Here is a 16,834-nt window from a genome sequence, read left to right as displayed (position 1 = left end):
AAATTTATATAATTTTGTAATTTCCATAGAAAATTAACATAAGGAGTAGTAAAAATGTCTATAAAGGTTCATCAGGAAAATAGGCTCTGGGCATTTGATGCTCTCAAAGCATTGGAACAATTTATCTCTGACCCTGAATTTGAGGGAGAAAAAGAATTAGAAAAGGCGCGTATCGAAGGTAAAAAAAGAGAACTTAAAGATGGTAAATACCGTGTCGTTTTTTTAGGAGAATTTAATGTCGGAAAAACCACTTTAATTAATACTTTTTTGGGAGATACTTATCTTCCTATGGTACTGGAAGAATGCACTGCTAAAGTTACTTATGTAATGGTGGGTGAAAACATGCAGGTTGTATTAAGGGCACAACAACCCATTCCTGTGGAGGTCGTTCAGGTATTGAGAGACTTTCTTTCTTATTCCGGAATAGAAGCAGAAATTCATCCCGATGAAACTTTTAATAACTGGGTTGTAGATTACAAATCGAATTATCCCGAAGATATGTATAGGACGCTTAGTGCTATTGTTACATTAACGGCTGATGAAGAATTTCCTAAACTCAAAATTCTACGCGAAAAAATCGAAGAGGTTATCGCCATCATTCCGGAGGCAAGTGTTGAAGAAGATATTGCCCTCGTAGACTCTCCCGGAGTCCATAGTATTACAGAAACCCATAGAAAAGTAACCGAAGATATTATTCCCAACTGTCATCTTGTCGTTTGTTTACTCGACAGTCAAAGTGCTGGGAATGAACATAATCGTGATTTTATCGCAAAATTAGTAAAAGAGCGGCAACGGAAAGTCTTTTTTGTTATTAATAAATCTGACCAGTTAAATCCAGAAGAAATAGACCCTCAAGGAAGAAGAGGACCCGCTAAAGATTTGCTTCGTTGCCTTGAAGGAACTGTTCAGAACCCTGAAATATTTTTTGTTTCTGCTCTATATGCTTTATACGCCTCCCAATTATTACGGGGTAGTATTACACTAAGCGACATTGATAAAAACGAAAAAATTCATATTCCATATAACATACGAAATCAGTTGGAACAAGCACCCAATCCGGGAGAAGAAATTGCTAAATATCTCATGAACCGAAGCTCTTTCCAACAGTTTAAAAATAGACTATTGGATTATCTTTATACAGAAAATCGTGAAGGAGCCGTATTGACATCGGTTTGCCGATTTATCCGTGACTTTGCATATCGTTATGCCAAGCCTCTTGAAGTAAAAATACAACTTGCGCAACAAAACCCACGATTAGAAAGAATTCGTAAAGAACGACAAAGACTTCATCAGGAAATACAAAACAATTCTAAATTCATGGAAGGACTTATTGAACAATTAAACATCTTCTCTGATGGTGGAACTATTAATAATGAAAAATTTGAAGGGCAAATAAACCTGATAAATCGCCTATTCTCACGACAATCTATCGAAAATGAAATTTTTAAACCTATCCGTCAATGGTTATGCACAGGCGACAATCTTACAAAGGCTCGCAAAAACAAATATATGCCCTTGCAGGAAAAATTAGGTGAGATACTGGATAATTACTTAAAATCTGTGTCTGAGGAATTAAACCAGTCCCTAGAACAGTATGAAAACTTTATTAAAAATCAAATTATAACAAATGGATATAATTTTCAACACTCTTCCTTACCTCAAATTAACCTTGAAAGAGGTGCTATTGTTGCCATAGACGCCAGTCTTGCCTTTTCATATATCCTATTTTTTACAGGGGGCATTTTGTTAGGTGGAGTAACAGGAGCTATTATAGGAGAAGGTTTTTTAAGTCAATTTTCCTGGCCTGATTATTTAGGTATTTCATTACCTATTATCCCTCATTTATCTGCATATATTTTAGGAGGTATTGGAGGAATTTTGGGAGGAATTTTAGGATTAATCGCTCGTTCTATGGGAGGTGATGAAATCCGTAGGGAAAAACTAATCGAAAAAATAAGTACTTATATAGAAAAAACGCTCATACAGGGATTGAAAGAAAAAACAAAAACTGAACTTGAAATGCGAAAAAATCGGTTTACATCTGAGATTCAAACCTATTTTGATGATTTAAATATGCAGTTAAATAACCAGATTCTAAAATTAGCCGAAGAGGAAGACCGTCTCCAAAAAGCCCAACAGGAACTCATACAACGACTTCAGGGCAAAGTAGATAGACTTAATGAAATAGCCAATCACGCCCATGAAATTATAGAAACTGCATTCAAAATTAATTTGACAAATACAAATAAAGATGTATAATTATAAAAATACTTAACAAAAATTAGAAAAGTTCTACTTATGGAATATGTGTTATTAGGTTCATCAAACCTGAGAGTTTCCGTTATTGCATTTGGGGCATGGCAAATAGGGGATGCTACTTTTTGGGGGAAAAGCGATGAGAAAGAAGTGAAAGAAGTCATTGATTATGCTATAGATATTGGTATAAATTTATTTGATACTGCGGAAATGTATGGTTCTGGAGAATCAGAAGCACAGTTAGGACGAATGATAGATAAGGGAAAACGCTCAAAAATCATTATTGCAACAAAGGTAAGTCCCCAAAATTGCCACTCTGAACAATTAATTCGTTCATGCGAGGAAAGCTTAAAACGACTGAATACAGATTACATTGATTTATATCAAATTCATTGGCCTCCTAAAGATATTCCTTTTGGAGAGGTAGCTCTTACAATGAAAAAACTACAGGAACAGGGGAAAATTCGGTATATTGGAATTTCTAATTTCGGAATTCAAAATATGCAAGAATGGTTTCATCAAGGAGGAATAGCCGTTTCCAATCAAATTGGATACAATCTTTTATTTCGTTCCCCTGAATATGAAATAGTTCCTTTTTGTAGAGAAAAGAATATTGGCGTTCTTGTCTACATGCCTTTAATGCAGGGCTTATTAGCAGGTTGTTGGTCAAGTGTAGAAGAAATACCCCTTTTAAGACGGCGAACAAGACATTTCTCAAAAAATCGTCCTGGAACTCGACATGGTGAAGAAGGTTGTGAAAGATTAACCATTGAAACTGTTCAAGCCATTCACGCCCTTTCACAACATTTAGAAATTCCTATGGCTACACTAAGTCTATCCTGGCTCAAATGGCAAAAAGGCGTATCTTCCATCATCGTAGGTTGTAGGTCCAAAGCACAAATGGAAAGCAATATAGAAGCACTCTCAAAACCGCTGGACCCTGAGGTGCTTTCTCTTCTTAATGAAATTACTTACCCACTTAAAAGGTATATGGGGAAAAACGCCGACATGTGGGAAAATGAAAAAAACGCACGCATTCAATAATTAGTTCCTAATTGCATATTTTTCCTTAATTAACCTATTACAATTTACAATTTTTCGCCCCATCGAGCTTTACGAGACTGCTCCTCTAACCAACGACATTGAAAAGATAATCGCTCCATCCATTGTGAAGGAAATAAGCCCGCTACATTGGGATTATTCTTTGATTGGTACGAAACCGTTGTTATGTGTTTTATCCCAACGGCATAAAATAGTGCCACTAACTCTGCGTAAGAAAGTGTTCTTTTCCTTTCATATTGTTCTAAAAGCATTAATGTTCTCATTCTCAATTTGTCTGTATTCATACTGGTGCGAATACACAAATTGGAAATGGCATACGATATATCTTCCAGATAACAGCCCTGACCTGCAAATTCAAGGTCAATTATTGCAAGCAATTTTTCGCCCGAAAATAGGAGATTGGCACCATGCCAATCTCCATGAATAAGCCCTACTTCAAACTCGGAACGCTTTTCAATGGATAATTCCTGGGCTGAACGCTGAATAAACTCTACCAGATAATTAAAATAGGGCATTAAACTGGACTCATCTTTTTCTTCACGGGCTAATTTAAAGAAGTGAAGGAAAATATCTTTAGGAACCTCACTAAACCGCCACATATTTACATCTCTTGGGGGAGCAGGAAGTCCATAACATACTTTATGAAACTTTCCTAAAGCCTTTGCAGAAATCTGCAAAGTCTTCATTGTAAGTGTCATGGGTTCCCCTTTTACAAATTCCTGTAATTCCAAAACCCAATTATCAACTTCGACATATCCCTTGCCACTTTTTGCCTTTTGTATTCGGGCAACAGGCAATCCATTTGCAAACAAATGGTCGGATAGCCGATGTTGAAAGTTTAAAGCATCAATAACAGCAATATCTCGTGTATATGTTTTCGCAAGAAAAACCCCTCTACTGGTTTCAACTACCATCTTTCGATGTCGTCTTTGGTGAGCTCCCTCCAAAGGACGAGGCAAGCCTACTTCTCCCAAGTCATAATTCTTGCGAATAACATCTGCAATTATTTCTAAACCTTGAAGTTGAACGGTCATATCTCCTATTAAAATTTATAAATTCAAATAATTTATTAAGAACAGAAATTAAATTATTATCTGTATTATATAATAAAACACTATTTATGATAAATTAAACACTCGTTTGTAATAAGTTACTACTTGTTACATTATCCCTCCAATACTCTACAGATTCCTTTAAATCAGACAATACTCTATTCTCAAAGGGATACCTTTCCCTATGGCTAATTTCAAGTATAAGGTAGCAATCTATAATCCCAGATTCACAAATCGTTTTTATTAACTCTTTTGGGATAATCTTCCCTCGACAGTTATATTCTTGTGTAAATGGATAATGTCCCCCTTTATCCTGCAAACTTTGTTTTAAATGAATTACTTTTATATCCTTTCCGAAATATTTTATCCACGCATGGGGATTTGTATCGTTGGGATTTGAAGAGGAAACATCTCCATGGTCAACATCAAAACATAAAAGCATGGGTATAGGAAAATCTTTACTACATAGTTTTTGTATCTTTTGTGTTTCTTGAATGGTCTCTCCAACTTCTCTCGGAATTGACATGGGTTCCCATATTAAATATTTCATACCTATTTCGGCTCCATATTCTGATAATTCCCGCCACCCTTCTACTCCTTGTTCTATTCTTTTTCTCCGAATTTCCGGATTATTACAATCACGAACAGTCATAATTCCAAAATGGCTTCCTCCTCCTTCCGCACCTAAAAATACGGAGAGTTTGAAAAACTTCTTAAACCATTCAATCCATGCTCTTCGAATTTCCTCATCTGGATGTAATAAATGGTTTACTCTTGTAAACTGTGATGTGAATGTTGTTGTGATTTTAATATTATACTTTTCACAGCAATTTTTTATTTTTTCAGCTTGTTTATATACGATTTTTTCGTCATACCAGGGATTCAATAAATCAGCGGTAAACTGAACTACCTGCAAACCTAACTCTTCTGAAACAATCCGAGTCCAATCATCAGGTTCTACAAACCGATTTATTGCAAATCCGGTATTAATACCTAAAACAATGGGCATATAAACTCCTTCTAATCTTAACTTTCATTCAAAGCAAGAACATGTATATCAGGTAAATTTCTGAATTTTCCATCATAATCCATTCCATAACCTACAACGAAATTATCTTCGATGTAAAATCCAACATAATCCGAAGAAATCGTTATTCCTTCGCGATATTTCCTTTTTTCCAATAGTACACATAAATATATATCCTTCGGACTTTGTTCTCTTAAATAATTAACTACCTCTTGCGTGGTCAAACCTGTATCAAAAATATCCTCAATCAACAATACCTTTTTATCCTTTACATCCGGAATATAATTACCGAATATTTTGACCTTTCCACTACTATTACATCTCTGATAACTTTCCACGCGTATAAAATCAATTGAGGCAACAGGGGGTAGTTCTCTTAATAAATCTGTTGCAAAAAAAACAGCACCTTTCAAAATAACAACAACATAAAGATTTTCAACATCAATATCTTTACAAATTTTTTCTGCAAGTTCTGAAACTTTCTTTTGAATTTGTTCCCTTCGGATTAATGGTGGGAGGATGAGTTGCATGGAGTAACCTCTATTTCAAGAATTCTTCGTGTTAAAGGACCTATCATAGCAGTAGCACTGGGGACATACCCGACTACCCAGATAATACCGTGTATGGTAAATAAAATGGGAACACGGTCGCGTTCCGGAGCAGGTACTCCTAAATCAATAAAATAATCGCTTAGTTTTCGTGAATTTGTCATTCCGAAAGGAATAAACCTATCTCCATTCTCTCTTTTCCGTACCCATACCCCATCCGAAAGGGTATCTGCATCAAAAACCTGTAAAAAAGGCTTGCAGTAAGATTTCCAGTCATAATTTTTAGGAAGCATTACTATTCGTGCATTGAAATGAAATCCATAGGCACAGGTTTCTCCTGGTATTTTCAATCGAATTGGTTTTTCCTCTTTTATACCTTCTGATAATTGAGAAACAAACTCTGTCCAATCTTTACCGTTATATAACAGTATTCCCTGCCCTAAATCGAATTTTTGTCCTGTCTCCCCCGTTAAAATAAATCGTGTCGCAGCAATTACCCGTTCATAGGTGCATTCGATTTTTTTTCTCTGCAACAGTAATACCAGACATCTTCTACGGATGGCTTCGTGATATTCCGAAAATTGTTTTCTTGAAATTTTGTCCTCTCTTACAATATTATTCAATGCCATTTCTGCTTGTTTATACAGATAATCGCTCTCACATTGTTGCAATTCTACAAGGTGCAATATGGCATCTCTGATTTTTTGATTATAACTTTTCAGTTCCGGTATTAAAACATTCCGCACTTTGTTTCGAAAATAATCATTTTGAAAATTAGAAGCATCAATACACCAATCAACTCCTCGGTCTTTTAGCCATGATTCAATCATACCTTTATCGCAATAGTATAATGGGCGAATAATTCGAAGACCTTCGTCAACACGAACAACAGGAATACCTGTTATACCCAGAGGTGTTGTTCCTCGAATAATTCGCATTAATACTGTTTCTACCTGGTCATCGGCATGATGACCTGTTGCAATAACAGGGCAACCTCTTAATCGAGCTGTTGCCTTAAAGAAACGATATCGAACTTCCCTTGCATATTCTTCAAAGGAGCGACCAAAGTTTAACGATTCTTCTTCTACCGGACAGGTTTTTAGATGAAACGGTACTCCTAATTTTTTTGCCAATTGCGATACAAATTCCGCATCTTTCTTGCTCTGCCCTTGTCGGGTTTGATGGTCTACATGAGCAATTTCTATTGAATAGCCCAGTTCAAAAAGGGAGTATAATAAAGCAACAGAATCAGCTCCCCCGGATACAGCTACCAGTATTTTTTCTTCTGGAGATACAAGGTCATACTCGGAAATTATCTTTCGAACATTTGATAATAACATCATTAAAATCCGTAAAATATTTATAATACTTAAATAACATATAATTAAATATTAGTTAGAAATCGTTATAATATGTGGAGCGGTATATATATTTATTATACTTAAATAAACAATGGAGTTTCAGTAATGAGTGAGGAAACACAGTTTCCAAAAGACAAAATGAGATTATGTCCCGTTTGTCGAATGCCTATTAGTGTTTGGGCTATTCGTTGTCGCTTTTGCGGGGAAACTGTAGGACGACCTAAAAGAGAAATTGAAACTTTTACTGTTGAGGATTTAGGGGGGGAAACGCCTACAGCAAAAAATACATTATCCGAAGAAGTATTAGAAGCCATTGAGGAATTTCGCAAAGAGTTATCTGAGACACCGCCCAAAGAAGAGCCTTCCTCAATTTGGAATTTATGGGGGAGATATAAAACTACAACATACGACACACAAGGGAAAAAAATTCAAAGGGTCTCTCCTATTCGCTGGCTAATAATATTTGGAACTGCTTCCTTACTTGTTATATTCTCTTACTTTTTCGGACCTTCTGTTTGGTCTCAATTAAAATTATTATTACAAGAAAAACCTGGAAATGTTTTAGAATATAATAATCGTGCTCTTATAATGTTAGAGAACGGAGAACCTATTGAAAGGGTATTGCAGGAGGCACTAAACGCATTTGAAACTACCCATTCAGAAGAAGACCAAAAAATCTTATTACAGGTTAGAACTAAATTGATTGAACAAGTCAATTCCTTATTAACCAAAGAACCTTATAATCCTTTGGATACAGCAGAAGCCTCTCGTATTTGCTCTGAGGTAATCAAAATTGACTATGACCCCAAAATACAAGAGCTATACCGAAAAGTAATAGAGGAAATCTCTACCTATAAAATGACGGTTACCCAGATTGACATTGCTAATAAAAAAGCAACTTTCCATTTGAATAATCCTTCCTTATCATTAAAAGAACAGACGGTATCCGAAGGAGAACTTGTTCAAGATAGATTTTTAGTAAGGCAAATTCTATCATCACGCGTAAGACTTGAAGATACAAAAGTAATCAATGAAGGAAAGCCTCGTAAGTTAACTGTTGCGTTAATGGGTGAGGTTAAAGCAGATTTATAAAAAAATGAAAGGACAAACTATGAAAAAAACTATCTCTTTCCTTTGCATTCTTACACTCCTATCCATGTGTCTTTCCTGTGCTACGGTTAAAGGCTGGGTTTCACATGATTCTAAGAAATCTAACTTACAGGAACAGGCTTCTCCCGAAGTAACCCATGTTCCAACGAAAGAAGATTATATTCAAGAACTTCAACAAATTGTGAAAAACGAGATAAAAGCCGCAATGGCAGTAGATAAAAATTATGTTTATCGCAAAAGACCCTACTTCTGGAAAAATTATTCTTCTTATAACAATACTGAGGGTCCTTATGAAATTAATATTCAAGAAACCGATTCTAAATCAAAGCCTTATATAGCAAAAATTGAATTAGAAAAAACGATTTATTACACAAAATTACACAAATCAAAAAGAGACGCCGAAGAAGATACAAATATTATTCGTAGCAGTGGGAAAGAAACACTAACTTATGAATTGAGAAATGGTCGCTGGATAAAAGTCGGCTCTTTGTTTGTTCCCGAACAAACAGAAAAAAAGGTGGGTGATACATGGGTTCCTTTGAAAGAGGAAGAAATACAAAAAGAACAACCCGAAGAACACAAACAAGGATGGTTTAATCGTATTCGTTCATGGATTTTTTAGTTAATTGTCTAAAAGATAGTCGTATCTTCTCCTCATAGAATGAAAAAAAATATTATCATCATAGAAGCAATTATTATTTTGGTAGCCTTTTTATGGGCTTGTATGGGTTTAAAAACTGTTTTTTTAGGGGACACACTTACAAGTAGATTTGCAACAGTTTATGCCCTAACCTATCATCATACATGGTATATCAATCAGCCTCCTGAATCGTCTCCAAATCCCTTTGAAAATAAAACGGTAGATAAAGTTAAGGGTAAAAAAGGCATTATTTCCAGCAAACCTCCCATTCTTTCTTTATTAATGACCTTTGAGTATCCATTTCTCAGGTGGATGGGATACTCACTTGATAATAATCAGGATTACAAACCTATTGCACGCATTATGATTATTTTGAATGTGATTATCCCTTACTTTGTAGCAATTCTATTGGTGTGGAAATTCCTGTACGAAATAAAAACAACTCAATCTGTGCGTATCATAGTTTTACTTAGCCTATTATATGCGACACAGTGGTCAGCCCTCGCTTCACATTTTACAAACCATGTTCCCGCAACTTCCTTTATGATTATAGGATTGTATTTTATATGGAAATCTTATTCTATATCAGATAAAGTTTCATTAATTTATTATTTACTTATTGGATTATGTGCATCCCTTGTCTATACTATCGATTTACCTCTGACAATCTTTATTGCTTGTGCAATATTGTTTTTGCTCATAACAAAAAAACTGAAAGCACTTCCATGGGTTATCCTTGGAGCATTACCTATTCTTCTCATTCATTTTGTAATTATGAACCATATTACAGGGAATATACTTCCGGTGCAGATTAGCAAAGAACCTTTTTTATTTGAATCTTCTTATTGGAGACATCCTGCGGGTCCAGACGCTTTACATCATCCCAAATGGCTTTATGCTTTTAATATTTTATTGGGAGCAAAAGGCTTGTTTATTCTCTATCCTGTTTTGATTTTTGGGTTATGTATATACTTCCCCCATTTGTGGAAATCACTACATAACGACACAAAATTAATTTCTATTTTCTTTCTTTTCAGCTTCATTGTTCTAAATACATATTATATCTTTTCGACGAATAATTATGGTGGTGTTTCTTATGGGTTTCGTTGGCACATTGGTTGTATGCCTTTATTAATTGGAATGAGCATTCCTTATATAGAAATTAGAAAAAGAAAATTTTATTTTTGGATACTATGGACAGTTTTTTTTCTAATCTCTATTTATTCCACCTATGAATGTCGAACTTATCCCTGGTCTGTTGATAGGGAATGGACAATTCGGCTAATCTTTGGTTCTCTACTATAATTACCCCAATTAAAAACGAATTCTCGTGCCGGGAAATGCTGTAAGACTAAATTCGAGATTTATATCTGTCCCCCGTTCGCGTTCAGTCCAGCGAAGCCCTATATCCCAGCAATGTAGATTTCTCCGAATTTCATAGGTTTGCCGCCTTAAGTTGTCATTTTCTAAATCATATATATGTTCAAAAGCAACTGACCATTTGTCGTTTAATCGGTAACCCAATCCATATAAAATATCGCGATTGGCCACTTCGTTTTCTGTTTCCGCCAACATAAACCCAACTCTTCCATTGGCTCTTCCACCTATGAGGGTATTATCAAAATACATTGTTCCCAAAACACGGGTATAATCGCCCGAGACTAAATCGGATATTTCTAAATAGGAATTTCTGCCCTCTTTCTCGTCAAGCCATCTATCCATCCAATCATAAACCGATAGTCTATCTGCTTCCCGTATTTGCTCATACCATTTTATTTCTTCCGAGACATGTTTTTCTGCAGCGAGTTGTAATCCATACCATTTACGAGGTCTAATATCCATTTCTATTTCATAATCATCCGATTTGTGATATTCATTCCAAAAATCATTTCCCTGATATAAAGTTAACCTTGCAAGTTGCCAGACTTCCTGTGTTTCTGCATCTTTTCCATAAAACACATTATCCAATTTAGTTTCTATGCGTGTCTGTCCAGTTACTGTATCTAGGGGATCAAAATAATAACGGTCTCTAATGTTATAGGCTGATGGTGTTCGATATGACAAAGTCAACGATGGAAGCACAACATGTTTTATAGCAGAGAAACCTAAAAAGCTGCCATACACACGAATTAATCGAGATTGAAGCGTTAAACCCACCTTTTCTGACAAACCACCAACACTCTCATCGCCATTCGATTGTTCTGAATACCATGTTATCTGACTTTCTGCAAAAGGTGTTATCTTAATAGGTCCCAAGGGTCTTATATCATAAGTAAGTCTCAGAATATTGACTGTTCGAAACGCCTCATAATCATACGGTTCGCGACGGTTATATCCATTTATCGTATCAAACGACATGTAAACATCTGAAAATAAAGGTTGCTCTAACCAATGGAAAGTTGCCTCGGGCAATCTTTCTGTCTCATGAACCCAGCCATGCGTTCCTACTTTTGTGGTTGCAGTTGCTATGTATTCAGGCTGGCGATAGGTAACATTGACAAATGAACGAGGTTCTGTACGGTCTCGATATGTCTTATAGAAAAAATCTTTATAAAAATCTTCATCGCTCCAATGTTCTACCTGAGCAAGGAGAATTAGGTCATCGCTTGGTTCAAACCGATTTTTTAAATGGATGTAACCTCGTTCTTCCGTGGTATATAAACCATGAATTTCCCCTTTGGTTCTATAAAAAAATGAAGTAGGACTTTCCATAAAATCATAATAAGCATCACCCCCAAATCCTACACCCTCCTTTTCCGTAATCATTACCCGGGGGCCTATTTGAATATTATCAGAAACATCTCGCAAATAACCAACATTTAAATAAGAGCCAATACCCGATTCTCTCCCCATGTCAATATCAAATCCACCCATAAACCCTTCACCCCCCCAGAAGGGGAAAAATAATGGTGTCGTAACTTTACCTATCTGCAATCGCAGAAATTCTGCCTCTTTAAATTTGCTTTCCTCTACAACAAGTTTTTTAACTTTCACACGATAGTGAGGTGGGTCATGGTCACAGGTTGTTAACCAGACATCCTCCGCAGTAAATGAATTTTCACCATGGAGATGCAAAGAACCTGCATGAAAATAAAATGGGCCCACAACTCCTCTGGCATTTACCATTTCTCCCGTCTGCTTCAAAAAATCATATTCTATCTGCTCTGCAGAAAAATCACGATAGGGGTCTTTTATAGAAAGATATTCGGCATAAAGCCTTCCTGCTCTTAATCGTTTTTGTGCTAATTCTTCTTCACTCAAAACAGGCTTTAGTATCGAAGAGGTATTTATAATTTCCTCTCTTGGCGGTGTTGTGTAAATGACTTTATTTGCCTGAAGGACGGAATCTTTCTGAGTTATTTTTACATTTCCTTCCGCTTCTACCTTTTCTGTATCTCCCTCATATAAAAAACGGTCTGATTCGAATAGCAATTCCCCCAACCTCAGGTGGACATGTCCTTGCATCAAGGTTTTGCCTGTTTCTAATTCTCTTTGCATTCGGTCTGCTTTTACATCTTTGAATGGCTGTTTCCAATCGGGAGCGATAAAACCTTCTGCCTCCGAGCCTAATGTTAGTGGTTGAGTAAAAGCATCTCGAATGGAACGCGGTTTTAAATCTACCATAGGATTCATAGAGGGCTTACCCGTCATAGGGGCACGAACTTGTTCCATAGGTGGGTATCGGCGAATTTGTGTTCCAACAACTTCAGGTTTAACTTGCTCTTTCTGTTTCTTTTGTTCTTGATTTTGTTTTGAATTATTAAAATTCTTTCTTGTTGAACCTTGTTTATTTGCTTCCGTGGGTGAATTATCACTAACTTCGATCGTTCCCTGTTTTGTAGTATCTTCCTGTAAATTCTTATATTTACTTTTTGATATGTCCTCTCCATGAGCCCATACACATAAAGAAAAAACTACTAAAGCAATTATTTTTTTGCCAATTTTCTTTGCATATATATTCACTTTATAGTTCTCCAAATATTCTTTTTACTTTTCAGGTAATAAAAACCAAAACGCTGGGACTTTTTTCTTTGCCGACTCCCTTTTTTTGTTCTTTTGTTCTTCTTTTACCGTATTATTGGTATCCGTGGGCTTTTCTTTTTCGACAGGTTCTACATGGGCTGGTTGTTTGCTTACTTCATTTGATTTTTTCTGTTCATCGCCGTAAACATTAACCAACGAAAGGAACAATACAAACACACAAAAAATTGTTAAAAAATATTTATAGAAATTTTTATTCATGCTAATATACCTTTTCATGTTCCTCTATAAATTTTGTTACTTGTTCCAAGGAATGAACACCATTACTTCCCCCCATCACCTGCACGGTTAAGGCACCTACAGCATTTGCCATTTGTGCACATTTTTTCAGGGGATATCCGGCAACATATCCATACAAAAAACCTCCACACGAAGCATCTCCCGCCCCTGTCGTATCTACCACAGGGACAGAATAGGCAGGCAAACGGATAGTCTCACTATTACTTTTTACCAGAACCCCTTGTTCCCCCATCTTAATTACAGCAATTTCTACTCCATAACTTAAATAGAAATCTGCAATATCGGAAGGTTCATGCTTCCCAGTATAATTTCGAGCCTCTTCCAAACTTGAAAATACAATATGGGTATGTTTTAAAGCAGGTTCAATGTGGGGCAACCATATCCCTTTTCCATCATAGCATGTATCAATTGAGGTCTTTACACCCATGGCACGAGCCTTTTCAAAAACCCTTCCTATGGGTTCACCATCCAATTTCGGAGTTATAGAACTTCCACCCCAATGTAAAATCTTTGCAGAAGCAATAACATTAAAATCCAAATCTTGTTCGCTTACACTGGCATTTGTTCCAACATGATGTAAAAAAGTTCTTTCGCCATTAGAGTTTATCAAGACTACCGTTGCAGAGGAATTATATTCCTTTGTGCGTTTCACTCCCTGAACATTAACCCCGGCGGATGTTAACGCATTTAAGATAAAATCACCGAAACGGTCTTCTCCTAATTGTCCAATAAATGCAGACTTTCCACCTAATTTACTAAATATAACGGCAGTAACTCCTGCAAGGCCGCCTAAATGCATCTCCAATTGAGGCACTAACGATAAAGTTCCCTTTGGTGGAAAAGTATCTACAGGTTTTACCATTACATCAGCACAAACAACACCAACCGTTACAAGGTCAAACTGCATTATCATTTCCTCTTTAACAATTTTTTCATTGCCCAAATATGCCCAAAATTAATATCAGTATATCAATATCTTTTTTTAAAATGCAAAGAAAACATAATTAAAACCTATATAGGTATTTTGCACAATACTTGTATAATCAATGCTAATAAAGAAATACCACTAACAGATTTTTAAAAACATTTTTTATTTAGAAACCTACATAGATTTATCTTGTATCTTTCATTTTTCTTGATTTCAACTATTTAAAAGTGTTATCATTCCTAACAGTGGGCTGTAAAATTCAAGAATTAATACTCTTTTTATTGGCGTGGAGAGTTATCTAATTCCTAAAAATAAATTTATTCCTTTTATTGTTTGGATTTGTATACATATAATATATTAAGGACACAGGCAAAAAATGAATTCGGAAGAATTCTTAAAAATTTTTAATGAAGCAATGGATTTTGCATCTATCGGTCTTGTAAGGTACCGTATGAACGGTGAGATAGTTTTTATAGACCGAAATGCATTGAAATTATTTGAAATAGATAATATTTATACATCTCCCGAAGAAGTTGTAGGGAAACATATATCCGACTTACAAAAATACATCCTTCCGCCGGGCTTTATTCGGAAGAAACTTCAAGAAGAAGGGCATTTAAAGGCATTTGAATATCCTTTAGAAACAATTAACGGACACAAAAAGTGGTTTCTCCATTATTCATATATAACTCGTGATGAACGACTTCAGGAAGATTGCATACAGGTAATTTTACAGGATATAACGGAACTTAAAGAAACAAAATTAAATTTGGAGTGGGCATTAAATCGTTTTGAAGCTATCCTCAACACAGCAAATAAAATCGCTATTCAAAGTTTTGATAAAAACTACAACATAATTATCTGGAATAAATATTCTGAAAGTTTATACGGAATTGAAGCAAAAGATATTAAAAACCTTGATGATTTAAAAAATTTCTACAGCGACCAACAAATTGGAACCCTAAAAAATCATCTTAATCAATTATTTAATGGTAAGAGAATCAATGGGCTTTTCTTGTGGAATATACGAAATAAAAAAAGGGAAGAAAAATGGATACATTTTACTTTAATGCCTGTGATTCGTGAAGGGAAAGTAGACGAAGTATTATGTGTTCAGATTGATACTACGGAAGAATTCCAACAACGGAAAGAACGGGATAAAGTTTTAGCCCAGATGGAACATGTCCGCAGATTGGAAAGTATTGGCGTTTTAGCTGCGGGGGTTGCTCATGAATTTAACAACATTTTAATGGGTATTATGGGACACACAGAACTGGCATTAATGAACAGTGAAAACCTGCCCAAACGCATTCAAGACAACCTCGAACAAATTCGTAAATCTACAGAAAGAGCGGCCAAACTAACAAGGCAGCTACTTACCTATTCCGGCAAGGAACGAGAATCGGTACAAATTTTCGATTTTAACGATATGGTCAATCATACTATAGATACTTTTTATCCTTCCCTTCATAAAGGTGTCCGTTTGCTTCAACAAATACAACCTAATCTGCCTCTTGTTGAAGGAGACTCCTCTCAAATACTTCAGAGCATTTCTCATTTGCTGGTTAATGCACTGGAGGCATTGCCCCCAGAAGGAGGGACAATTACAGTTCGAACAGGTAAAAAGACATTAACCCCTGATAATTTACAAAATTTGCAATTTGCGGACAAAGCCAAACCCGGAGATTATGTCTTTATTTCTGTATCCGACACAGGTTGTGGTATTAAAGAAGAAGATAAAGAACGAATTTTTGAGCCTTTTTTCTCAAGTAAATTCTTAGGTAGAGGTTTAGGTTTAGCTTCTGTATCCGGTGTAATCCGAACTCATAGAGGGGCTATTCAAATAGAAAGTAAACCAGAACAGGGTTCCACTTTTACTCTTTTCTTCCCTTGTTTTGGTTCTCAAAAAGAAAGGCCTGTTCTTGAAAAGGCTCTTATTCTTGTTATTGATGATGAAGAAGATGTTCAGAAATTTTTTACTACCGTTCTCAAGAAAGAAGGCTATGAAGTCATCAGCGCTATGAATGGCATCGAAGGAATTGAAAAAGTCAAAGTATACAGAGAACAAATACAACTTATTATTCTGGATATAAAAATGCCAGGTTTGAATGGGATAGAGACACTTCGACAAATTCGTAAAATTTTATCGGATGTCCCGGTAATTATTTCCACAGGATATTCTGAAGATAGCATTGATACCTTTGACCCGCAATTAAAAATAAATGATTTTCTTACAAAACCCTTCAGTGGTAAAGAACTTCTCGAAAAGATAAGGATATCTATTACAAATCCCCGCACAAAGCAGTAATTAACAAAATCCATTTATTCCTGAACGGCCTTTACAGACATTTTTTCCCGGGCTTTAATTAAATTTGTTAATAACCTGTTAACAGGACAGTCTATATTTAATTCTTCACCTATTTTTACAATGGCTCCGTTGAGAGCATCTATCTCTGTTTTTTTCCCTTGTTTCAAATCTTCTCGCATACTTGCATAATGTTCCGCTGTGGGTGGAATTAATTTATAAAACAACAACTGGATATATTCCTCTGGTGTAGGAATTATCATT

The 16,834-nt window shown here is 35.7% G+C and carries 14 protein-coding genes; 6 read left to right on the top strand and 8 right to left on the bottom strand.

All coding sequences use genetic code 11. From position 1 onward, the window contains the following. Nucleotides 1–54: 54 nt before the first annotated feature. Both PLA12_08520 and PLA12_08515 read left to right on the top strand, forming a co-directional pair. Nucleotides 55–2,259, top strand: coding sequence for a dynamin family protein (locus tag PLA12_08520; GenBank protein HOQ32544.1), 2,205 nt, complete (start codon nt 55–57; stop codon nt 2,257–2,259). Between the two features lie 39 nt (nt 2,260–2,298). Continuing rightward, entirely contained in the window at nt 2,299–3,300 is a 1,002-nt protein-coding gene (locus PLA12_08515) for an aldo/keto reductase (GenBank protein HOQ32543.1), read from the top strand. A 44-nt stretch (nt 3,301–3,344) separates the two neighbouring features. Here the strand turns inward: PLA12_08515 and PLA12_08510 are convergent, their stop codons facing one another. From PLA12_08510 to tilS, 4 genes are all read right to left on the bottom strand, one after another. Next, nucleotides 3,345–4,352, bottom strand: coding sequence for a phosphotransferase (locus tag PLA12_08510; protein ID HOQ32542.1), 1,008 nt, complete (start codon nt 4,350–4,352; stop codon nt 3,345–3,347). A 94-nt stretch (nt 4,353–4,446) separates the two neighbouring features. Then, nucleotides 4,447–5,379, bottom strand: coding sequence for a TIM barrel protein (locus PLA12_08505; GenBank protein HOQ32541.1), 933 nt, complete (start codon nt 5,377–5,379; stop codon nt 4,447–4,449). 17 nt (nt 5,380–5,396) lie between these two features. Then, nucleotides 5,397–5,927 carry a hypoxanthine phosphoribosyltransferase gene (gene hpt / locus PLA12_08500; GenBank protein ID HOQ32540.1) on the bottom strand — a complete coding sequence of 177 codons (531 nt, stop codon included), beginning with the start codon at nt 5,925–5,927 and terminating at the stop codon, nt 5,397–5,399. Continuing rightward, nucleotides 5,903–7,285 carry a tRNA lysidine(34) synthetase TilS gene (gene tilS, locus PLA12_08495; GenBank protein ID HOQ32539.1) on the bottom strand — a complete coding sequence of 461 codons (1,383 nt, stop codon included), beginning with the start codon at nt 7,283–7,285 and terminating at the stop codon, nt 5,903–5,905. The genes hpt and tilS overlap by 25 nt, the downstream gene beginning before the upstream one ends. Nucleotides 7,286–7,411: 126 nt before the next feature. On the opposite strand from tilS, the gene PLA12_08490 reads away from it, so the two are divergent. From PLA12_08490 to PLA12_08480, 3 genes are read left to right on the top strand one after another with little or no spacing between them, the layout of a single operon-like run. After that, nucleotides 7,412–8,398 (top strand): hypothetical protein, encoded by a 987-nt coding sequence (locus PLA12_08490; GenBank protein HOQ32538.1) that lies wholly within the window; start codon nt 7,412–7,414, stop codon nt 8,396–8,398. A 19-nt stretch (nt 8,399–8,417) separates the two neighbouring features. Next, nucleotides 8,418–9,038, top strand: coding sequence for a hypothetical protein (locus PLA12_08485; protein HOQ32537.1), 621 nt, complete (start codon nt 8,418–8,420; stop codon nt 9,036–9,038). Nucleotides 9,039–9,077: 39 nt separating this feature from the next. Continuing rightward, a complete protein-coding gene (locus PLA12_08480) occupies nt 9,078–10,361 on the top strand; it encodes a hypothetical protein (protein ID HOQ32536.1) in 1,284 nt (427 codons plus the stop codon). 9 nt (nt 10,362–10,370) lie between these two features. On the opposite strand, the gene PLA12_08475 is transcribed toward PLA12_08480, so the two are convergent. Genes PLA12_08475 through PLA12_08465 form a run of 3 tightly spaced genes read right to left on the bottom strand, consistent with a single transcriptional unit; the run spans nt 10,371 to nt 14,244 of the window. Further along, nucleotides 10,371–13,019 (bottom strand): LptA/OstA family protein, encoded by a 2,649-nt coding sequence (locus PLA12_08475; protein ID HOQ32535.1) that lies wholly within the window; start codon nt 13,017–13,019, stop codon nt 10,371–10,373. A 24-nt stretch (nt 13,020–13,043) separates the two neighbouring features. Next, nucleotides 13,044–13,298 carry a hypothetical protein gene (locus PLA12_08470; GenBank protein ID HOQ32534.1) on the bottom strand — a complete coding sequence of 85 codons (255 nt, stop codon included), beginning with the start codon at nt 13,296–13,298 and terminating at the stop codon, nt 13,044–13,046. A gap of 1 nt (nt 13,299) precedes the next feature. Beyond that, a complete protein-coding gene (locus PLA12_08465; protein HOQ32533.1) occupies nt 13,300–14,244 on the bottom strand; it encodes a sugar kinase in 945 nt (314 codons plus the stop codon). A gap of 397 nt (nt 14,245–14,641) precedes the next feature. Between PLA12_08465 and PLA12_08460 the strand changes: the two genes are divergently transcribed. Beyond that, entirely contained in the window at nt 14,642–16,573 is a 1,932-nt protein-coding gene (locus PLA12_08460; protein HOQ32532.1) for a response regulator, read from the top strand. Nucleotides 16,574–16,587: 14 nt separating this feature from the next. Here PLA12_08460 and PLA12_08455 read toward each other — a convergent pair. Then, nucleotides 16,588–16,834: ketopantoate reductase C-terminal domain-containing protein (locus PLA12_08455; protein ID HOQ32531.1), on the bottom strand; the 247-nt coding region annotated here is incomplete at its 5' end.

It is taken from the genome of Candidatus Hydrogenedens sp. (assembly GCA_035378955.1).
Lineage (GTDB): Bacteria > Hydrogenedentota > Hydrogenedentia > Hydrogenedentales > Hydrogenedentaceae > Hydrogenedens.
Note: the sequence above shows the minus strand (reverse complement) of the source record. Positions and strands in the feature narration are given on the sequence as shown.

What these genes read in the sequence shown, in the direction of transcription:
- PLA12_08520 (HOQ32544.1), top strand. Translation starts at nt 55, where the DNA reads ATGTCTATAAAGGTTCATCAGGAAAATAGGCTCTGGGCATTTGATGCT.
- PLA12_08515 (HOQ32543.1), top strand. Translation starts at nt 2,299, where the DNA reads ATGGAATATGTGTTATTAGGTTCATCAAACCTGAGAGTTTCCGTTATT.
- PLA12_08510 (HOQ32542.1), bottom strand. Translation starts at nt 4,352, where the DNA reads ATGACCGTTCAACTTCAAGGTTTAGAAATAATTGCAGATGTTATTCGC.
- PLA12_08505 (HOQ32541.1), bottom strand. Translation starts at nt 5,379, where the DNA reads ATGCCCATTGTTTTAGGTATTAATACCGGATTTGCAATAAATCGGTTT.
- hpt (HOQ32540.1), bottom strand. Translation starts at nt 5,927, where the DNA reads ATGCAACTCATCCTCCCACCATTAATCCGAAGGGAACAAATTCAAAAG.
- tilS (HOQ32539.1), bottom strand. Translation starts at nt 7,285, where the DNA reads ATGTTATTATCAAATGTTCGAAAGATAATTTCCGAGTATGACCTTGTA.
- PLA12_08490 (HOQ32538.1), top strand. Translation starts at nt 7,412, where the DNA reads ATGAGTGAGGAAACACAGTTTCCAAAAGACAAAATGAGATTATGTCCC.
- PLA12_08485 (HOQ32537.1), top strand. Translation starts at nt 8,418, where the DNA reads ATGAAAAAAACTATCTCTTTCCTTTGCATTCTTACACTCCTATCCATG.
- PLA12_08480 (HOQ32536.1), top strand. Translation starts at nt 9,078, where the DNA reads ATGAAAAAAAATATTATCATCATAGAAGCAATTATTATTTTGGTAGCC.
- PLA12_08470 (HOQ32534.1), bottom strand. Translation starts at nt 13,298, where the DNA reads ATGAATAAAAATTTCTATAAATATTTTTTAACAATTTTTTGTGTGTTT.
- PLA12_08465 (HOQ32533.1), bottom strand. Translation starts at nt 14,244, where the DNA reads ATGCAGTTTGACCTTGTAACGGTTGGTGTTGTTTGTGCTGATGTAATG.
- PLA12_08460 (HOQ32532.1), top strand. Translation starts at nt 14,642, where the DNA reads ATGAATTCGGAAGAATTCTTAAAAATTTTTAATGAAGCAATGGATTTT.